Raw genomic sequence first — 15,044 nt, forward strand, 5'->3', positions numbered from 1 at the left:
GAAACAAGGAACCGACATGCAACCTCACATCAATCTGCCCGCTCCGTACATGCCGCACGCGGGTTTGATCGCGGCGTTCGAGGCCTGTCCGCTGATCGCGATCATGCGCGGCTTGACGCCCGCCGATGCCGCCGAGCACGGCCAGGCGCTTTACGAAGCCGGCTTCCGGATCGTCGAAGTGCCGCTGAATTCGCCGCAGCCGTTCGACAGCATCGCTGCGATCCGCAAGGTGTTGCCGGCGGATGCGATCGTCGGCGCGGGCACGGTGCTGCATCCGAGCTTCGTCAACGACGTGAAGTCGGCGGGCGGCGAACTGATCGTCATGCCGCATAGCGATCCGGAAGTGGTCAGCGCCGCGAAAGCGCAAGGCATGGCCTGCGCGCCGGGCGTCGCGACGCCGACGGAAGCGTTCATCGCGCTGAAGAACGGCGCCGACGTGCTGAAGATGTTCCCCGCCGAACAACTCGGCTGCCAGGTCGTGAAGGCATGGCGCGCGGTGATCGCGGCGGAAGTGCCGCTGGTGCCGGTCGGCGGCATCACGCCCGACAACATGGGGCCGTTTCTCAGCGCGGGCGCGAACGGCTTCGGCCTCGGCTCGGCGCTGTACAAGCCGGGTCAGAGCGCGGCCGTGACCGCATCGCACGCGAAGGCGTTCATCAACGGTTTGCGCATTGCCCGCGCGGGTGCGAAGAAATGAAGCGACTCGCCGGCAAAGTTGCTCTCGTCACCGGAGCCGGTCGCGGCATCGGCGCGGCGATCGCGCATGCGTTCGCGCGCGAGGGCGCGGCAGTCGTGCTGGCCGAACTGGACATCGAAACCGCGCAGCAGACGGCGGAGCATATCAAGTCGCAAACCGGCGCGCGCGTGCTCGCGGTGCCTACGGACGTGACGCAGGCGGCTTCGGTTCAGCGCGCGGTGAGCGAAGCCGAACGCGCATTCGGCTCGGTCGACGTGCTGGTGAACAACGCCGGCATCAACGTGTTCTGCGACCCGCTGACCATGACCGACGACGACTGGCGCCGTTGCTTCGCCGTCGATCTCGACGGCGTGTGGAACGGTTGCCGCGCGGTGCTGCCGGGCATGGTCGAACGCGGCGCGGGGAGCATCGTGAATATCGCGTCGACGCATTCGTTCAAGATCATTCCGGGCTGCTTTCCGTATCCGGTGGCCAAGCACGGTGTGATTGGCCTGACCCGCGCGCTCGGCATCGAATACGCGCCGCGCAACGTGCGGGTCAACGCGATCGCGCCGGGTTACATCGAAACGCAATTGACGCAGGACTGGTGGAACGAACAGGCCGATCCGGCCGCCGCGCAGCAGGCGACGCTGGATCTGCAACCGATGAAGCGCATCGGCCGCCCGGAAGAGGTGGCGATGACGGCGGTGTTTCTCGCCTCGGACGAAGCGCCGTTCATCAACGCCACCTGCATCACCGTGGATGGTGGGCGCTCGGCGCTGTATCACGACTGATTTTTGCAAGACTCGGATTGCGCAGGGGCGCAAGGAGTACACCGGACGACGCGCTGGCCGCGTGTGTCACAACCGGTACAAGAAGACGCGGCCGATACCTTCTCGTTACCAATTAGTCAGGAGACACGCATCATGAAACGTAGAATTTTCCTCACGCTGGCAGCAGCGGCGACGGGTGTGCTCTTCAACGCACCGGTCGCGCAAGCCGCTGATCCGGTGAAGATCGGCTTCCTCGTGAAGCAGCCGGAAGAGCCGTGGTTCCAGGACGAGTGGAAGTTCGCCGAAATCGCCGCCAAGGAGAAGGGCTTCACGCTGGTGAAGATCGGCGCGCCGTCGGGCGAGAAGGTGATGAGCGCAATCGACAACCTGTCGGCGCAGAAGGCGCAAGGCTTCGTGATCTGCACGCCTGACGTCAAGCTCGGACCGGGCATCGTCGCGAAAGCGAAGGCCGACGGCCTGAAGATGATGACGGTGGACGACCGTCTGGTCGACGGCGCGGGCAAGCCGATCGCGTCGGTGCCGCATATGGGCATCTCGGCATACAACATCGGCAAGCAGGTCGGCGACGGCCTGGCGGCGGAAATCAAGAAGCGCGGCTGGGACATGAAGGACGTGGGCGCGATCGACGTGACCTACGAACAGCTGCCGACCGCGCATGACCGCACGAGCGGCGCGACTGACGCCCTGATTGCCGCCGGCTTCCCGAAGGCGAACATCATCGCCGCGCCGCAAGCGAAGACCGACACGGAAAACGCGTTCAACGCCGCCAACATCGCGTTGACGAAGAATCCGAACTTCAAGCACTGGGTGGCCTACGCACTGAACGACGAAGGCGTGCTCGGCGCGGTGCGCGCAGCAGAAGGCCGCGGCTTCAAGGCGGACAACATGATCGGTATCGGCATCGGCGGATCGGAATCGGCGCTGAACGAGTTCAAGAAGCCGTCGCCGACGGGCTTCTACGGCACGGTCATCATCAGCCCGAAGCGCCATGGCGAAGAAACCTCCACGCTGATGTACGACTGGATCACGCAAGGCAAGGCACCGCCGGCACTGACGCTGACCAGCGGCATGCTGGCCACGCGTGACAACGTTGCCGATGTGCGCCAGAAGATGGGCCTCGCGGCGAATTGAGCCGGGTGATTCAGTACGCGGTGAAATGAAGTGAACTGCCGTCGCGCCTTTTGCCAAAGATCGGCGCGCCGGCAGCAGCCATAAAAGATCGGCAGTAGAGACAGACGGTTCACACGAAGCATTAGGAGGCGAAGTGTCAGCGACGCTACGTTTTGACAATATCGGCAAGGTCTTTCCAGGCGTGCGCGCGCTCGACGGTGTGTCCTTCGACGTCAACGTCGGCCAGGTGCACGGCCTGATGGGCGAGAACGGCGCAGGGAAATCGACCCTGCTGAAGATTCTCGGCGGTGAATATCAGCCCGACTCGGGCCGCGTGATGATCGACGGCAACGAGGTGCGCTTCTCGAGCGCGGCGTCGTCGATCGCGGCAGGGATCGCGGTGATTCACCAGGAACTGCAATACGTGCCCGATCTGACGGTCGCGGAAAACCTGCTGCTTGGCCAGTTGCCGAACTCGCTCGGCTGGGTCAACAAGCGCGAAGCCAAACGCTTCGTGCGCGAACGCCTCGAAGCGATGGGCGTGGCGCTCGATCCGAACGCGAAGCTGCGCAAGCTCTCGATCGCGCAACGCCAGATGGTGGAAATCTGCAAGGCGCTGCTGCGCAACGCGCGCGTGATCGCCCTGGACGAGCCGACCAGCTCGCTGTCGCACCGCGAGACCGAGGTGCTGTTCAAGCTCGTGCGCGACCTGCGCGCCGACAATCGCGCGATGATCTACATCTCGCACCGTATGGACGAAATCTACGAGCTATGCGACGCCTGCACGATCTTCCGCGACGGCCGCAAGATTGCGTCGCACCCGACGCTCGAAGGCGTGTCGCGCGACACCATCGTCAGCGAGATGGTGGGGCGGGAAATTTCGGACATCTATAACTATTCGGCGCGGCCGCTCGGCGAAGTGCGCTTCGCGGCGAAAGCAATCGAAGGCCACGCGCTCGCGCAACCGGCCAGCTTCGAAGTGCGGCGCGGCGAGATCGTCGGCTTCTTCGGTCTGGTGGGCGCGGGCCGCAGCGAGCTGATGCATCTGGTGTACGGCGCAGATCACAAGAAGGGCGGCGAGCTGGTGCTCGACGGCAAGCCGATCAAGGTGCGCAGCGCGGGCGAAGCGATCCGGCACGGCATCGTGCTATGTCCGGAAGACCGCAAGGAAGAAGGCATCGTCGCGATGGCGACCGTGTCGGAGAACATCAACATCAGTTGCCGCCGTCACTATCTGCGCGCGGGGATATTCCTCGATCGCAAGAAGGAAGCGGAAACCGCGGACCGTTTCATCAAGCTCTTGAAGATCAAGACGCCGAGCCGCCGCCAGAAAATTCGCTTCCTCTCGGGCGGTAATCAACAGAAGGCGATTCTGTCGCGCTGGTTGGCCGAGCCGGATCTGAAAGTGGTGATTCTCGACGAGCCGACCCGCGGTATCGACGTCGGCGCGAAGCACGAGATTTACAACGTGATCTATCAGCTTGCCGAACGCGGCTGCGCGATCGTGATGATTTCGTCGGAGCTGCCGGAAGTGCTCGGCGTGTCCGACCGGATCGTCGTGATGCGCCAGGGCCGGATTTCCGGCGAGCTGGCGCGCAAGGATGCAACGGAACAATCGGTGTTGAGCCTCGCGCTGCCGCAAAGCTCGACCGCGCTGCCCGAAACTGCTGCCCAACAGGCGGCCTGAACATCATTCGGACGAAAGTCCGGCAACCCGTGGGGAACGGGAGGAGTCTTCAACATGCAAGCCAGAGAAAACCTCGCGCAACAGGCCGCCAAGAGCGCCGCTGATGCGCTGATTCCGCAGTCCAACGACAAGGCGAAATGGTGGCAGCAGATCACCGAGTACAGCCTGATCGTGATCTTTGTCGTGATGTTCATCACGATGTCGCTGACCGTCGATCACTTCTTCTCGATCGAGAACATGCTCGGCCTCGCGCTGTCGATTTCGCAGATCGGCATGGTCGCGTGCACGATGATGTTCTGTCTGGCCTCGCGCGACTTCGACCTCTCGGTCGGTTCGACGGTCGCGTTCGCCGGCGTGCTGTGCGCGATGGTGCTCAACGCCACGGGCAACACGTTCATCGCGATCATCGCGGCGGTGGCGGCGGGCGCGGTGATCGGTTTCGTCAACGGCGCGGTGATCGCGTATCTGCGCATCAACGCGCTGATCACCACGCTCGCCACGATGGAAATCGTCCGCGGTCTCGGCTTTATCGTCTCGCACGGTCAGGCGGTCGGCGTGTCGTCGGACACGTTCATCGCGCTGGGCGGCTTGAGCTTCTTCGGCGTGTCGCTGCCGATCTGGGTCACGCTGCTGTGCTTCATCGTGTTCGGCGTGATGCTCAACCAGACCGTGTACGGCCGCAATACACTCGCCATCGGCGGCAATCCGGAAGCGTCGCGTCTGGCCGGTATCAACGTGGAACGCACGCGCGTCTACATCTTCCTGATTCAGGGCGCGGTGACCGCGCTGGCCGGTGTGATTCTGGCCTCGCGTATCACGTCCGGTCAGCCGAATGCCGCGGAAGGTTTCGAACTGAACGTGATCTCGGCGTGCGTCCTGGGCGGCGTCTCGCTGCTCGGCGGCCGCGCGACGATTTCCGGCGTCGTGATCGGCGTGCTGATCATGGGTACGGTCGAGAACGTGATGAACCTGATGAACATCGACGCGTTCTATCAGTACCTCGTGCGTGGCGCGATCCTGCTCGCCGCCGTGCTGCTCGACCAGTTGAAGAACCGCGGCTCGCGGGATTAAACGCGCGACCTACTCACTTGCTCAAAAAGGAATCGAACGATGTCGTCTCCGGCCAATGCAAACGCCCGTCTCGTGGACAGCGCTTTCGCGCGTTATCCGAGTCTTGTGGATCGCACGGTATTGATCACGGGCGGCGCGACCGGCATCGGCGCATCGTTCGTCGAGCATTTCGCGGCGCAAGGCGCACGCGTCGCGTTCTTCGATATCGATGCGAGCGCCGGTGAAGCGCTCGCCGACGAACTCGGCGATTCGAAGCACAAGCCGCTGTTTTTGCCGTGCGATCTCACCGATATCGACGCGCTGCAAAAAGCGATCGCCGACGTGAAGGCCACGCTTGGGCCCATTCAGGTGCTGGTGAACAACGCCGCGAATGACAAACGCCACACGATCGGCGAAGTCACGCGCGAGTCGTTCGACGCTGGCATCGCGGTGAATATCCGTCACCAGTTCTTCGCGGCGCAAGCGGTGATGGAAGACATGAAGGCGGCCAACAGCGGCTCGATCATCAACCTCGGTTCGATCAGCTGGATGTTGAAGAACGGCGGCTATCCGGTGTATGTCATGTCGAAGTCGGCGGTGCAGGGTTTGACGCGCGGTCTCGCGCGCGACCTCGGTCACTTCAATATCCGCGTCAATACGCTCGTGCCGGGCTGGGTGATGACCGAGAAGCAGAAGCGCCTGTGGCTCGACGACGCGGGCCGTCGCTCGATCAAGGAAGGGCAGTGTATCGACGCCGAGCTGGAACCGGCCGACCTCGCCCGCATGGCGCTCTTCCTCGCCGCCGACGACAGCAAGATGATCACCGCGCAGGACATCATCGTCGACGGAGGCTGGGCGTGAGTGCGAACGCTTCGTCAGGCGCGGCTGCACAGCGCGCGGCGCTGCTGCTCGACACGAAGTGCACGCTCGGCGAAGGCGCGACATGGTGCGCGCAAACCGGCCGCTTCTACTGGACGGATATCGAAGGCGCGCGCCTGTGGCGCTATGACCCGAGCGACGGCCGCAGCACGTTCTGGCGGATGCCCGAGCGGCTTGCCACGTTTGCGCTGTGCGCCGATCCGCATCACCTGTTGCTTGGTCTTGCCACGCATCTCGCGTTCTTCGATCTCGCTACCGGCGAGACGCGGCGCATCGTCGACGTTGAACCCGGTTTGAACACGCGCGTGAACGACGGCCGCTGCGACCGTCAGGGCCGCTTTGTGTTCGGGACCAAAGATGAGAGCGCGCCGGTGCAGCCCGTCGGCGGGTTCTACCGTCTCAATCACGATTTGTCGCTGGAGCGTTTGCCGCTGCCCGCGCCGGCGATCTCGAACAGCATCGCGTTCAGTCCCGACGGCGCGACGATGTACTACTGCGATTCGCCCACGCGCGAAATCCGCGTTTGCGACTATCGTGCGGATGGCAGCGTCGCCAACGATCGCCTCTTCACGCGCCTGACCGACGCCACCGGCGAACCCGACGGCTCGACTGTCGATCGCGACGGCGGGCTGTGGAACGCGCAGTGGGGCGGGCGGCGGGTGGTGCGTTACGGCCCGGACGGCGTGGAAACGGAGCGCGTCGACGTGCCGACCGCGCAGCCCAGTTGCGTCGCGCTGGGCGGGGCGCAACTCGGCACGCTGTACATTACGAGCGCGCGTTGCGACCTCGATGCGGCGGCGCTCGCCGACGATACGCGGGCGGGCGGCGTGTTCATCGCGACGCCCGGACGGCGTGGTTTGCCGGAACCGGTGTTCCAAGGTGCGCCTGCTTAGCGCAGAATGACGCTGCCTCGGTCTCGAGGCCGCAACGAAGCAACGCAGCAACGAAGCGCAGTGAGGCAATGAATCTGAAAGTGAGTCGCAAGTTGATGTTGCAATACCAGTGGCAGCAAATCGGCAGCATGCAGTTCGGACCCAGAGGCGACCCGTTCAAGAAAATCGCCCTACAGCATCCGTCAGCAATGACGGTAACGTCCCAAGCCTCTCGATGGAGCCAGATATGACTGTTGCGAATCTCGTTTCCTCCTCTCCGCAGACCTCTCAGAGCCGGCGCTCGCGACTCGCCGCCGCGGCCAATCCGGTGCTTCCGGGTCCCAGTACGTCGGCGGTGGCCGTCGGCGAAACCAGCGGCGGCGATGTCGCGTGCATTACGCTCGCCAATGCGCATTTGCGTCTCGATGTCGCGCCGACGCTCGGCGGCGGCGTCACCCGTTTCGACTGGCGCAACGACGGCGCGCTCACGCCGATCTTCCGGCGCTGCCGCCATGTCGGGGTCGATACGCAGCCGAACGAACTCGCCTGCTATCCGCTGCTGCCGTATTCGAACCGGATCGGCGGCGGGCATTTCAACGTGGCGGGCCGTCGCGTCGAGGTGCCGCGCAATCGCGCCGACGAACCCCTGCCGATTCACGGCGACGGTTGGCAATCGGCCTGGCAGGTCGCCGAGTCGGACCGTGAAAACGTCCGCCTCACGCTCGATCGTCGCGATGGCAAGCCCTACGCATACAGTGCGACGCAAACCTATACGCTGGACGGCCCGACGCTCGTCGTGACGCTCGAAATCGAAAACGCCGGACGTGAAGCGCTGCCTTTCGGGCTGGGCGTGCATCCCTTCTTCGTGCGTGACGCGGACACCGAGTTGTCGGCGGCGGCCGGCGGCCTGTGGCTCTCCGGCGACGACTGGCTACCCGTGCGGCACGTGCCGGCGCCGCCCGCCTGGCAATTCGGCGTGGCGTATCCGCTGCCGGAAACCATCGTCAATCACGCTTTCACCGGCTGGAGCGGCCAGGCGGCGGTGGTGTGGCCCAAGCGCCGCCTGTCGCTGAACATTGCCGCCGATACCGATTACTACGTGCTGTACACGCCGCCGGGCGAAGACTTCTTCTGCTTCGAACCCGTCGATCATCCGATCAACGCGATGAATCTGGCCGGCGGCGCGAGTGAAAACGGCATGACCTTGCTGGGACGCGGCGAACGTCTCACGCGCACGTTCCGCTTCACCGTCGAGCGCACCGGTTTGCGCTCGATGCCGGGAGCGCGCGGCTCGAAGCGCAAGCAGTAGCGGGCGAGGGTGGCGCGACAGGGCGGACGTGTGCATGCCCTGGTGCGCTGCGGGCAATCGGCTCGCACGCTTCGCGAGCGCCAGGCCGATGCCGTGCGCACCTAGGGCGCGTTGCGGACGCTAGCCTCGCCTGTCCGCATCTCGCTCCGGACCAACGCTGCGCACGCTCGCAGCGCGGACCGCCCCGCAGGACGGGTAAAATACGCGCCTCTTCCGTTTTCCTGCTCGCCGCGAGACCCACCATGTCCAATTTCATCCAGACACTCAACGACGCCTGGCAGCGCACTAACTCGCTGCTGTGCGTCGGCCTCGATCCCGAGCCCACTAAATTCCCGGGCGCGCTCGCGGGCCGGCCCGAAGCGATCTTCGACTTCTGCCGCACGATCGTCGACGCAACGGCGCCGTATGCGTCGTCGTTCAAACCGCAGATTGCCTACTTCGCGGCACATCGCGCGGAAGACCAGCTCGAGCAGTTGATCGCCCACATTCACGCGAACCATCCGGGGCTGCCGGTGATTCTGGATGCGAAGCGCGGCGACATCGGCAGCACCGCCGAGCAATATGCGCGCGAGGCGTTCGAGCGCTATCAGGCCGACGCGGTCACGGTGAATCCGTACATGGGTTTCGATTCGATCCAGCCGTATCTGGAGCACGAAGGCAAAGGCGTGATCGTGCTGTGCCGCACGTCGAACGCGGGTGGCTCCGATCTGCAATTCCTGGAAACGGGCGGCCGTCCGCTGTATCAGGTCGTCGCGCAACTGGCGGCTGACAAATGGAATGCAAGCGGCCAACTGGGTCTGGTGGTCGGCGCGACGTTCCCGAAGGAAATCGAAGTGGTGCGGGGGATTGTCGGCGATATGCCGCTGCTGATTCCGGGCATCGGCGCGCAAGGCGGCGACGTGCAAGCCACGGTCAACGCCGGCCGTACCGCGAATGGCACGGGCATGCTGATCAACTCGTCGCGGGCGATTATCTACGCGGGCAAGGGTGACGATTTCGCCGAAGCCGCAGCGAAGGCCGCGATGGAAACGCGCGACCGGATCAACGCGTTCCGGTAATCGCAGGCTGTTCTTTCGAAGACAGCTTCACGAGCGGGTGGGGTTCAAACGGGCCCTAGCCGCTCGATCAACGCCGCATGCTGCGGATGCCGCGCTTTCAGCGCATCGACATCCGCCAGCTCGAATTCGCTGAATTCAAAACCCGGCGCGACGGTGCAGCCCACCAGCGCGAAGGTCGCCGGATCCGCGCACTCCGCCGCGAACCACAAACCTGCGGGCACCACGGCCTGAAACACAGCGTCGGCATGCGTCAGCGCGTTGCCGAGTCTGTGCGTCACCAGCGCGCCGGTTTCGTCGAGCACGTGAACGTGCAACGGCTCGCCCGCATAGAAATGCCAGACCTCGTCGGATTTGATCCGATGCCACGCCGAATGCGCGCCGTCACTGAGCAGGTAGTAGATCGCTGTCGACGCCGAGCGGGTTTCCGTGGAACCGCCGCCGTTTTTGTCGCGCATCACGCGCTCCGCCGACCGATATGTTTCGCTAAAAAATCCGCCTTCGGGATGCGGCTTGAGATCGAGGCGGCGGACCAGTTCGTCCTTGACTGCGTGCGAATCAGGCATGGGCTTCCCGCGTTGAAGAAGGGTTAATGCTCGCGCTCGTCGAGCAAGGCGAGAACCCCGCGCAAGGCATGTGCGGCGGCCTGCACGCGAATCTTTTCGCGGTCGCCCTTGAAAATCTTCGTTTCCACCGACGTATGCAGCCGGTTGCTCCAGCCGAACGACACCATGCCGACCGGCTTGGTCTCGGTGCCGCCACCCGGACCGGCGACGCCGGTAATCGACAGCGAAACCTGCGCGCGGCTATTGCGCAGCGCGCCTTCGGCCATGGCGCGCGCCACCTGCTCGCTGACCGCGCCGTGCTTCTCGATCAACTCGGCGGGCACGCCGATCATTTCGCTCTTCGCCTGATTCGAATACGTGACGAAGCCGCGCTCGAACCAGCCGCTGCTGCCGGAAATGTCGGTGATCGCGGTCGCCACCATGCCGCCCGTGCAGGACTCGGCGGTGACGAGCATCAGGCGCTCGTCGCGCAGACGGTTGCTCACGCGAATGGCGAGCTGATGAACGACGGAATCGGTAGGCATGGCGTCAATCCGGAGAGCAGGGACCGGCGGTGGCTGCCCGGCGGCGCGCGGGCCGCCGGGCAACGGTTATACGGACATGCGCCAGAGCGCAATCACGAGCAGCGTGAAAAACGCGGCGACCAGGTCATCGAACATGATGCCAAAGCCACCTTTCAGACGTCGATCGAAATAACCGATGGGCGGCGGTTTCACCATGTCGAAGAAGCGGAACACGATGAACGCCCACAGCTGGCCGGTCAGCGTGACCGGCGTGACCATCAGCAGCACCAGCCAGAAGGCGATGATTTCGTCCCACACCACGGGCGACGGATCGTCGATGCCGAGCTTCTTCGCGGTAAACCCGCAAATCGCAATCCCGCCGAAGAAGCCGGCGACGATCAGCGCGCCCCATTCGACCACCGTCAGGTAGCGGCTCAGGACGGCGAACGAGGCCCACGCGAAGAGCGTGCCGATCGTGCCCGGCGCGACTGGCGACAAGCCGCTGCCAAACCCGAGCGACAGGATGTGCAGCGGATGCGATAGCATGAAGCGCGCGGTGGCACGGCGCGGCTGACGGCCCGGCGGACGCGGATCGGGCGCGCGCGGCGCGCGGGGCGGTTCGCCGCCGATGAGTTTGTCGGCAGCGCCGAGCGGGGGATCAGTCTGCATGAAAGTGGTCGAAGCCTTGCAACGTCAGTGTGAGCGGCGCGCCAGCGATGTCGTGCCAGCTGATCGCCGGGCGCTCGGCCGCCGCCTGGAGAGCGCTTATTGTACCGATGCGGGTGACCGGCACACCCACCTCGCGACCTGCCGCTTCGACCGAGGCGCGCGCCGAGGCCGGCGCGGTGAAACACAGCTCGTAGTCGTCGCCGCCGGCGAGCGTGCAGCGGCGCTGGATCTCGGGCGAGAGGCGGCGCAGCGCGTCCGAGCGCGGCACGGCGTCGACGTCGACGGCGGCTCGAAGATTCGATCGTTCGAGGATGTGCAGCAGGTCGCCGGCGAGGCCGTCCGAGAGGTCGAGCGCCGCGTGGGCGATGCCTCGCAGTGCCAGCCCGAGCGCGACACGTGGCTCCGGGCGTTCGAGGGCGCGACGAAACGTCGCAGCGTCGCTGGCATCCGCGGACCACTCACCGCGCCGCACGCCGAGGCCGGCGCGCGCGTCGCCGAGCGTGCCGGAAATCCAGATATCGTCACCCGGCTGCGCGGCGTCGCGGCGCAGCGCCGCGCGCGGCGGCACGCTGCCGAACACGGTAATGCACAGATTCAGCGGGCCCCCCGTCGTATCGCCGCCGACCAATTCGCAGCCGTAGCGTTCGGCCAGCGCGAACAGCCCTTCGCTAAACGCGGCGAGCCACGCTTCATCCGCTTTCGGCAGGGCGAACGCCAGCGTGAACGCCAGCGGTTTGGCACCCATGGCGGCGAGGTCCGACAGATTGACCGCCAGCGCTTTGTGACCCAGCGCCTCGGGATCGACGTCAGGAAAGAAGTGGCGGCCTTCGACCAGCATGTCCGTCGATATCGCCAGCAATTCGCCTGCGGGCGGCGCGAGCAGCGCACAGTCGTCGCCGATGCCGAGCGTGCCGACCGCGGCGTCGGAGGGCCGCGCCGCAGCGCGGCGGGCGAAGAAGCGATCGATCAGCGAAAACTCGGAGAGCATGGTGGCGATAGATGAACGGATAAATGCCGCGAAGTTCGGCTAACGGCGCGCATTGTACGAAGTGGGCAAAGGATCGAGACGCGATCCGCTGCCAACTCCGAGATGGGCGACGTTTGGGCGCAAGCAGGTTACGCCAGCCTTTCGCTCTGTTTCAGTCGCGGCAGTTGTACCCGTATTGAAGGAATTGGGGCGGCAATTGGGGCTACAATGCCGTCGAACGTCTATTCTAATCTGCCCTTCGAAGCCCGCCTTATGTCGACTCCCGTCAATAGCAAACTCCGCGAAGCCGCCCTCGATTACCACGAGTTCCCCACCCCCGGGAAGATCGCGATCGCCCCGACCAAGCAGATGATCAACCAACGCGACCTCGCGCTGGCGTACTCGCCGGGCGTGGCATTCGCGTGTGAGGAAATCGTCGAGAACCCGCTGAACGCCGCGCGCTTCACCGCGCGCAGCAACCTGGTTGGCGTGGTCACGAACGGCACCGCGGTGCTCGGTCTGGGCAACATCGGGCCGCTCGCCTCGAAGCCGGTCATGGAAGGCAAGGCCGTCCTGTTCAAGAAATTCGCCGGCATCGACGTGTTCGATATCGAACTGAACGAGTCCGACCCGCACAAGCTGGTCGACGTGATCGCGGCGCTGGAGCCGACCTTCGGCGGCATCAACCTCGAAGACATCAAGGCGCCGGACTGCTTCATCGTCGAACGCGAATGCCGCAAGCGCATGAAGATTCCGGTTTTCCACGACGACCAGCACGGCACGGCGATCGTCGTCGCGGCGGCCATCACCAACGGTCTGAAGGTGGTCGGCAAGGACATCAAGGAAGTCAAACTGGTGTCCTCGGGCGCGGGCGCAGCGGCGCTGGCCTGTCTGGACCTGCTGGTCGACATCGGCTTGCCGCTCGAAAACATCACCGTCACCGATCTGGCCGGCGTGGTCTACAAGGGCCGCGTCGAACTGATGGACCCGGACAAGGAGCGTTTCGCGCGTGAAACCGACGCCCGCACGCTTGCCGAAGCGATCGGCGGCGCGGACGTTTTCCTCGGCCTCTCGGCCGGCGGCGTGCTCAAGCAGGACATGGTCAAGCAGATGGCGGACAAGCCGCTGATTCTGGCGCTGGCCAACCCGACGCCGGAAATCCTGCCGGAACTCGCACTGGAAGTGCGTCCGGACGCCGTGCTGTGCACGGGCCGCACGGACTACCCGAACCAGGTGAACAACGTGCTGGTGTTCCCGTTCCTGTTCCGCGGCGCGCTGGATGCGGGCGCGACCACGGTGACGCGGGAAATGGAAATCGCGGCGGTCAATGCGATCGCCGAACTGGCGCGCCAGGAGCAGAGCGATATCGTCGCGACTGCGTATGGCATTCAGGACCTGTCGTTCGGCCCTGAGTATCTGATTCCGAAGCCGTTCGATCCGCGCCTGATCGTCAAGGTCGCGCCGGCCGTGGCGAAGGCCGCGATGGATTCGGGCGTCGCGGAGCGTCCGATCGAGGACATGGATGCTTACGAACAGCATCTGCAGCAGTTCGTGTATCACAGCGGCACGACCATGAAGCCGATTTTCCAGCTGGCGCGCGGCGTCGAGCCGGAGAAGAAGCGCATAGTGTTCGCGGAAGGCGAAGAAGAGCGCGTGCTGCGCGCCATGCAGATCATCGTCGACGAAAAGCTGGCCAAGCCAATTCTGATCGGCCGCCCGGCCGTGATCGAGCAGCGTATTGCGCGCTACGGTCTGCGTCTGGTCGCGGGTCAGGACTACACGGTCGTGAACACCGACCACGACGAGCGTTACCGCGACTTCTGGCAGGAATATCACAAGATGATGTCGCGCAAGGGCATCAGCGCGCAGATGGCCAAGCTCGAAATGCGCCGCCGCACCACGCTGATCGGCGCGATGCTGGTGGAAAAGGGCGAAGCCGACGGCATGATCTGCGGCACGGTGTCGACCACGCATCGGCACCTGCACTTCATCGATCAGGTGATCGGCAAGAAGGAAGGCGCGAAGGTCTACGCGGCGATGAACGCGCTGGTCTTGCCGAATCGTCAGATCTTCCTCGTGGATACGCACGTGAACGTCGATCCGACGCCGGAGCAACTCGCCGAAATCACGATCATGGCGGCGGAAGAAGTGCGCCGTTTCGGTATCGAGCCGAAGATCGCGCTGCTGTCGCATTCGAACTTCGGCACCAGCAACGCGCCGACCGCGCAGAAGATGCGCGACACGCTGGCCATCCTGCGCGAACGCGCGCCGGACCTGCAGGTGGACGGCGAAATGCACGGCGACATCGCACTCGACGCGAATCTGCGCCGCGAAGTGATGCCCGACTCGACGCTCGAAGGCGACGCGAACCTGTTGGTGCTGCCGAACATCGACGCGGCCAACATTTCGTACAACCTGCTGAAGACCGCTGCGGGCAACAACATCGCGATTGGTCCGATGCTGTTGGGCGCGGCCAAGCCGGTACACGTGCTGACGGCTTCGGCGACGGTGCGCCGGATCGTCAACATGACGGCGCTGCTGGTGGCGGATGTGATCGCGGCGCGTTGATCCGCGATCGAGACAAAGTATGGCGCGGGAACGTCCGCGCCACGCAAAAAAAAGGCGTGCCCGCAACGGGCACGCCTCAGGGTGAACAGGGGATACCTCACCCTAAAAACGGCAAGTCAGACAAAATTCCGCCTTCAAAGAGCGCTCAACGGCTATAAGCCATTGCAACGGCGCATTCAGATGCCTGCAGACGCAGACGCAGCGGCCTGCCGACCACCCCTCACACGCCCGCCTTCACTCCATTCGCACCGTTAGAATAAATTTTAGCTTGACTAAGCTATTTTTTCTGTCAAAAGTCGTCAAAGTCCCTCCGGTGGGCCATTCCGGCCTGATTGCAAG

The 15,044-nt window shown here is 64.5% G+C and carries 14 protein-coding genes; 10 read left to right on the forward strand and 4 right to left on the reverse strand.

Annotation, left to right across the window (positions count from 1 at the left end; all coding sequences use genetic code 11):
• The first annotated feature begins 16 nt into the window (after positions 1-16).
• The 9 genes from AC57B1_RS32710 to pyrF all read left to right on the forward strand — a co-directional run bounded on the left by AC57B1_RS32710 (position 17) and on the right by pyrF (position 9,435).
• Positions 17-697: a 2-dehydro-3-deoxy-6-phosphogalactonate aldolase gene (locus AC57B1_RS32710; RefSeq protein ID WP_496419819.1), complete on the forward strand. Its 681-nt coding sequence runs from the start codon at positions 17-19 to the stop codon at positions 695-697.
• Complete coding sequence (locus AC57B1_RS32715; protein WP_496419820.1) at positions 694-1,470, forward strand: SDR family oxidoreductase; 777 nt, start codon at positions 694-696, stop codon at positions 1,468-1,470. The genes AC57B1_RS32710 and AC57B1_RS32715 overlap by 4 nt, the downstream gene beginning before the upstream one ends.
• 132 nt (positions 1,471-1,602) lie before the next feature.
• Complete coding sequence (locus tag AC57B1_RS32720; RefSeq protein WP_091799055.1) at positions 1,603-2,601, forward strand: arabinose ABC transporter substrate-binding protein; 999 nt, start codon at positions 1,603-1,605, stop codon at positions 2,599-2,601.
• A 133-nt stretch (positions 2,602-2,734) separates the two neighbouring features.
• A complete protein-coding gene (gene araG, locus AC57B1_RS32725) occupies positions 2,735-4,267 on the forward strand; it encodes an L-arabinose ABC transporter ATP-binding protein AraG (RefSeq protein ID WP_091799058.1) in 1,533 nt (510 codons plus the stop codon).
• Positions 4,268-4,321: 54 nt separating this feature from the next.
• Positions 4,322-5,338, forward strand: coding sequence for an L-arabinose ABC transporter permease AraH (araH, locus tag AC57B1_RS32730; protein ID WP_408301174.1), 1,017 nt, complete (start codon positions 4,322-4,324; stop codon positions 5,336-5,338).
• A 39-nt stretch (positions 5,339-5,377) separates the two neighbouring features.
• Complete coding sequence (locus AC57B1_RS32735; RefSeq protein ID WP_496419821.1) at positions 5,378-6,178, forward strand: SDR family NAD(P)-dependent oxidoreductase; 801 nt, start codon at positions 5,378-5,380, stop codon at positions 6,176-6,178.
• Positions 6,175-7,089: an SMP-30/gluconolactonase/LRE family protein gene (locus tag AC57B1_RS32740; protein WP_091799068.1), complete on the forward strand. Its 915-nt coding sequence runs from the start codon at positions 6,175-6,177 to the stop codon at positions 7,087-7,089. Before AC57B1_RS32735 ends, AC57B1_RS32740 begins: the two co-directional genes overlap by 4 nt.
• Positions 7,090-7,315: 226 nt before the next feature.
• Positions 7,316-8,377, forward strand: coding sequence for an aldose 1-epimerase (locus AC57B1_RS32745; RefSeq protein WP_091799071.1), 1,062 nt, complete (start codon positions 7,316-7,318; stop codon positions 8,375-8,377).
• Between the two features lie 242 nt (positions 8,378-8,619).
• Entirely contained in the window at positions 8,620-9,435 is an 816-nt protein-coding gene (gene pyrF / locus AC57B1_RS32750; RefSeq protein ID WP_091799074.1) for an orotidine-5'-phosphate decarboxylase, read from the forward strand.
• A 44-nt stretch (positions 9,436-9,479) separates the two neighbouring features.
• Here the strand turns inward: pyrF and AC57B1_RS32755 are convergent, their stop codons facing one another.
• The 4 genes from AC57B1_RS32755 to thiL all read right to left on the reverse strand — a co-directional run bounded on the left by AC57B1_RS32755 (position 9,480) and on the right by thiL (position 12,158).
• On the reverse strand, positions 9,480-9,998 hold the full coding sequence (locus tag AC57B1_RS32755; RefSeq protein WP_408301182.1) for a cupin domain-containing protein: 519 nt from the start codon (positions 9,996-9,998) through the stop codon (positions 9,480-9,482).
• A gap of 23 nt (positions 9,999-10,021) precedes the next feature.
• On the reverse strand, positions 10,022-10,522 hold the full coding sequence (locus AC57B1_RS32760; protein WP_091799080.1) for a CinA family protein: 501 nt from the start codon (positions 10,520-10,522) through the stop codon (positions 10,022-10,024).
• A gap of 66 nt (positions 10,523-10,588) precedes the next feature.
• Entirely contained in the window at positions 10,589-11,170 is a 582-nt protein-coding gene (locus tag AC57B1_RS32765) for a phosphatidylglycerophosphatase A family protein (RefSeq protein ID WP_177205066.1), read from the reverse strand.
• Positions 11,160-12,158: a thiamine-phosphate kinase gene (gene thiL, locus AC57B1_RS32770; protein WP_408352185.1), complete on the reverse strand. Its 999-nt coding sequence runs from the start codon at positions 12,156-12,158 to the stop codon at positions 11,160-11,162. The genes AC57B1_RS32765 and thiL overlap by 11 nt, the downstream gene beginning before the upstream one ends.
• A 207-nt stretch (positions 12,159-12,365) precedes the next feature.
• Between thiL and AC57B1_RS32775 the strand changes: the two genes are divergently transcribed.
• Positions 12,366-14,705 (forward strand): NADP-dependent malic enzyme, encoded by a 2,340-nt coding sequence (locus tag AC57B1_RS32775; RefSeq protein WP_091799086.1) that lies wholly within the window; start codon positions 12,366-12,368, stop codon positions 14,703-14,705.
• Positions 14,706-15,044: the final 339 nt, after the last annotated feature.

The organism is Paraburkholderia sp. BGA-UO-ETr-F21, from assembly GCF_059567925.1.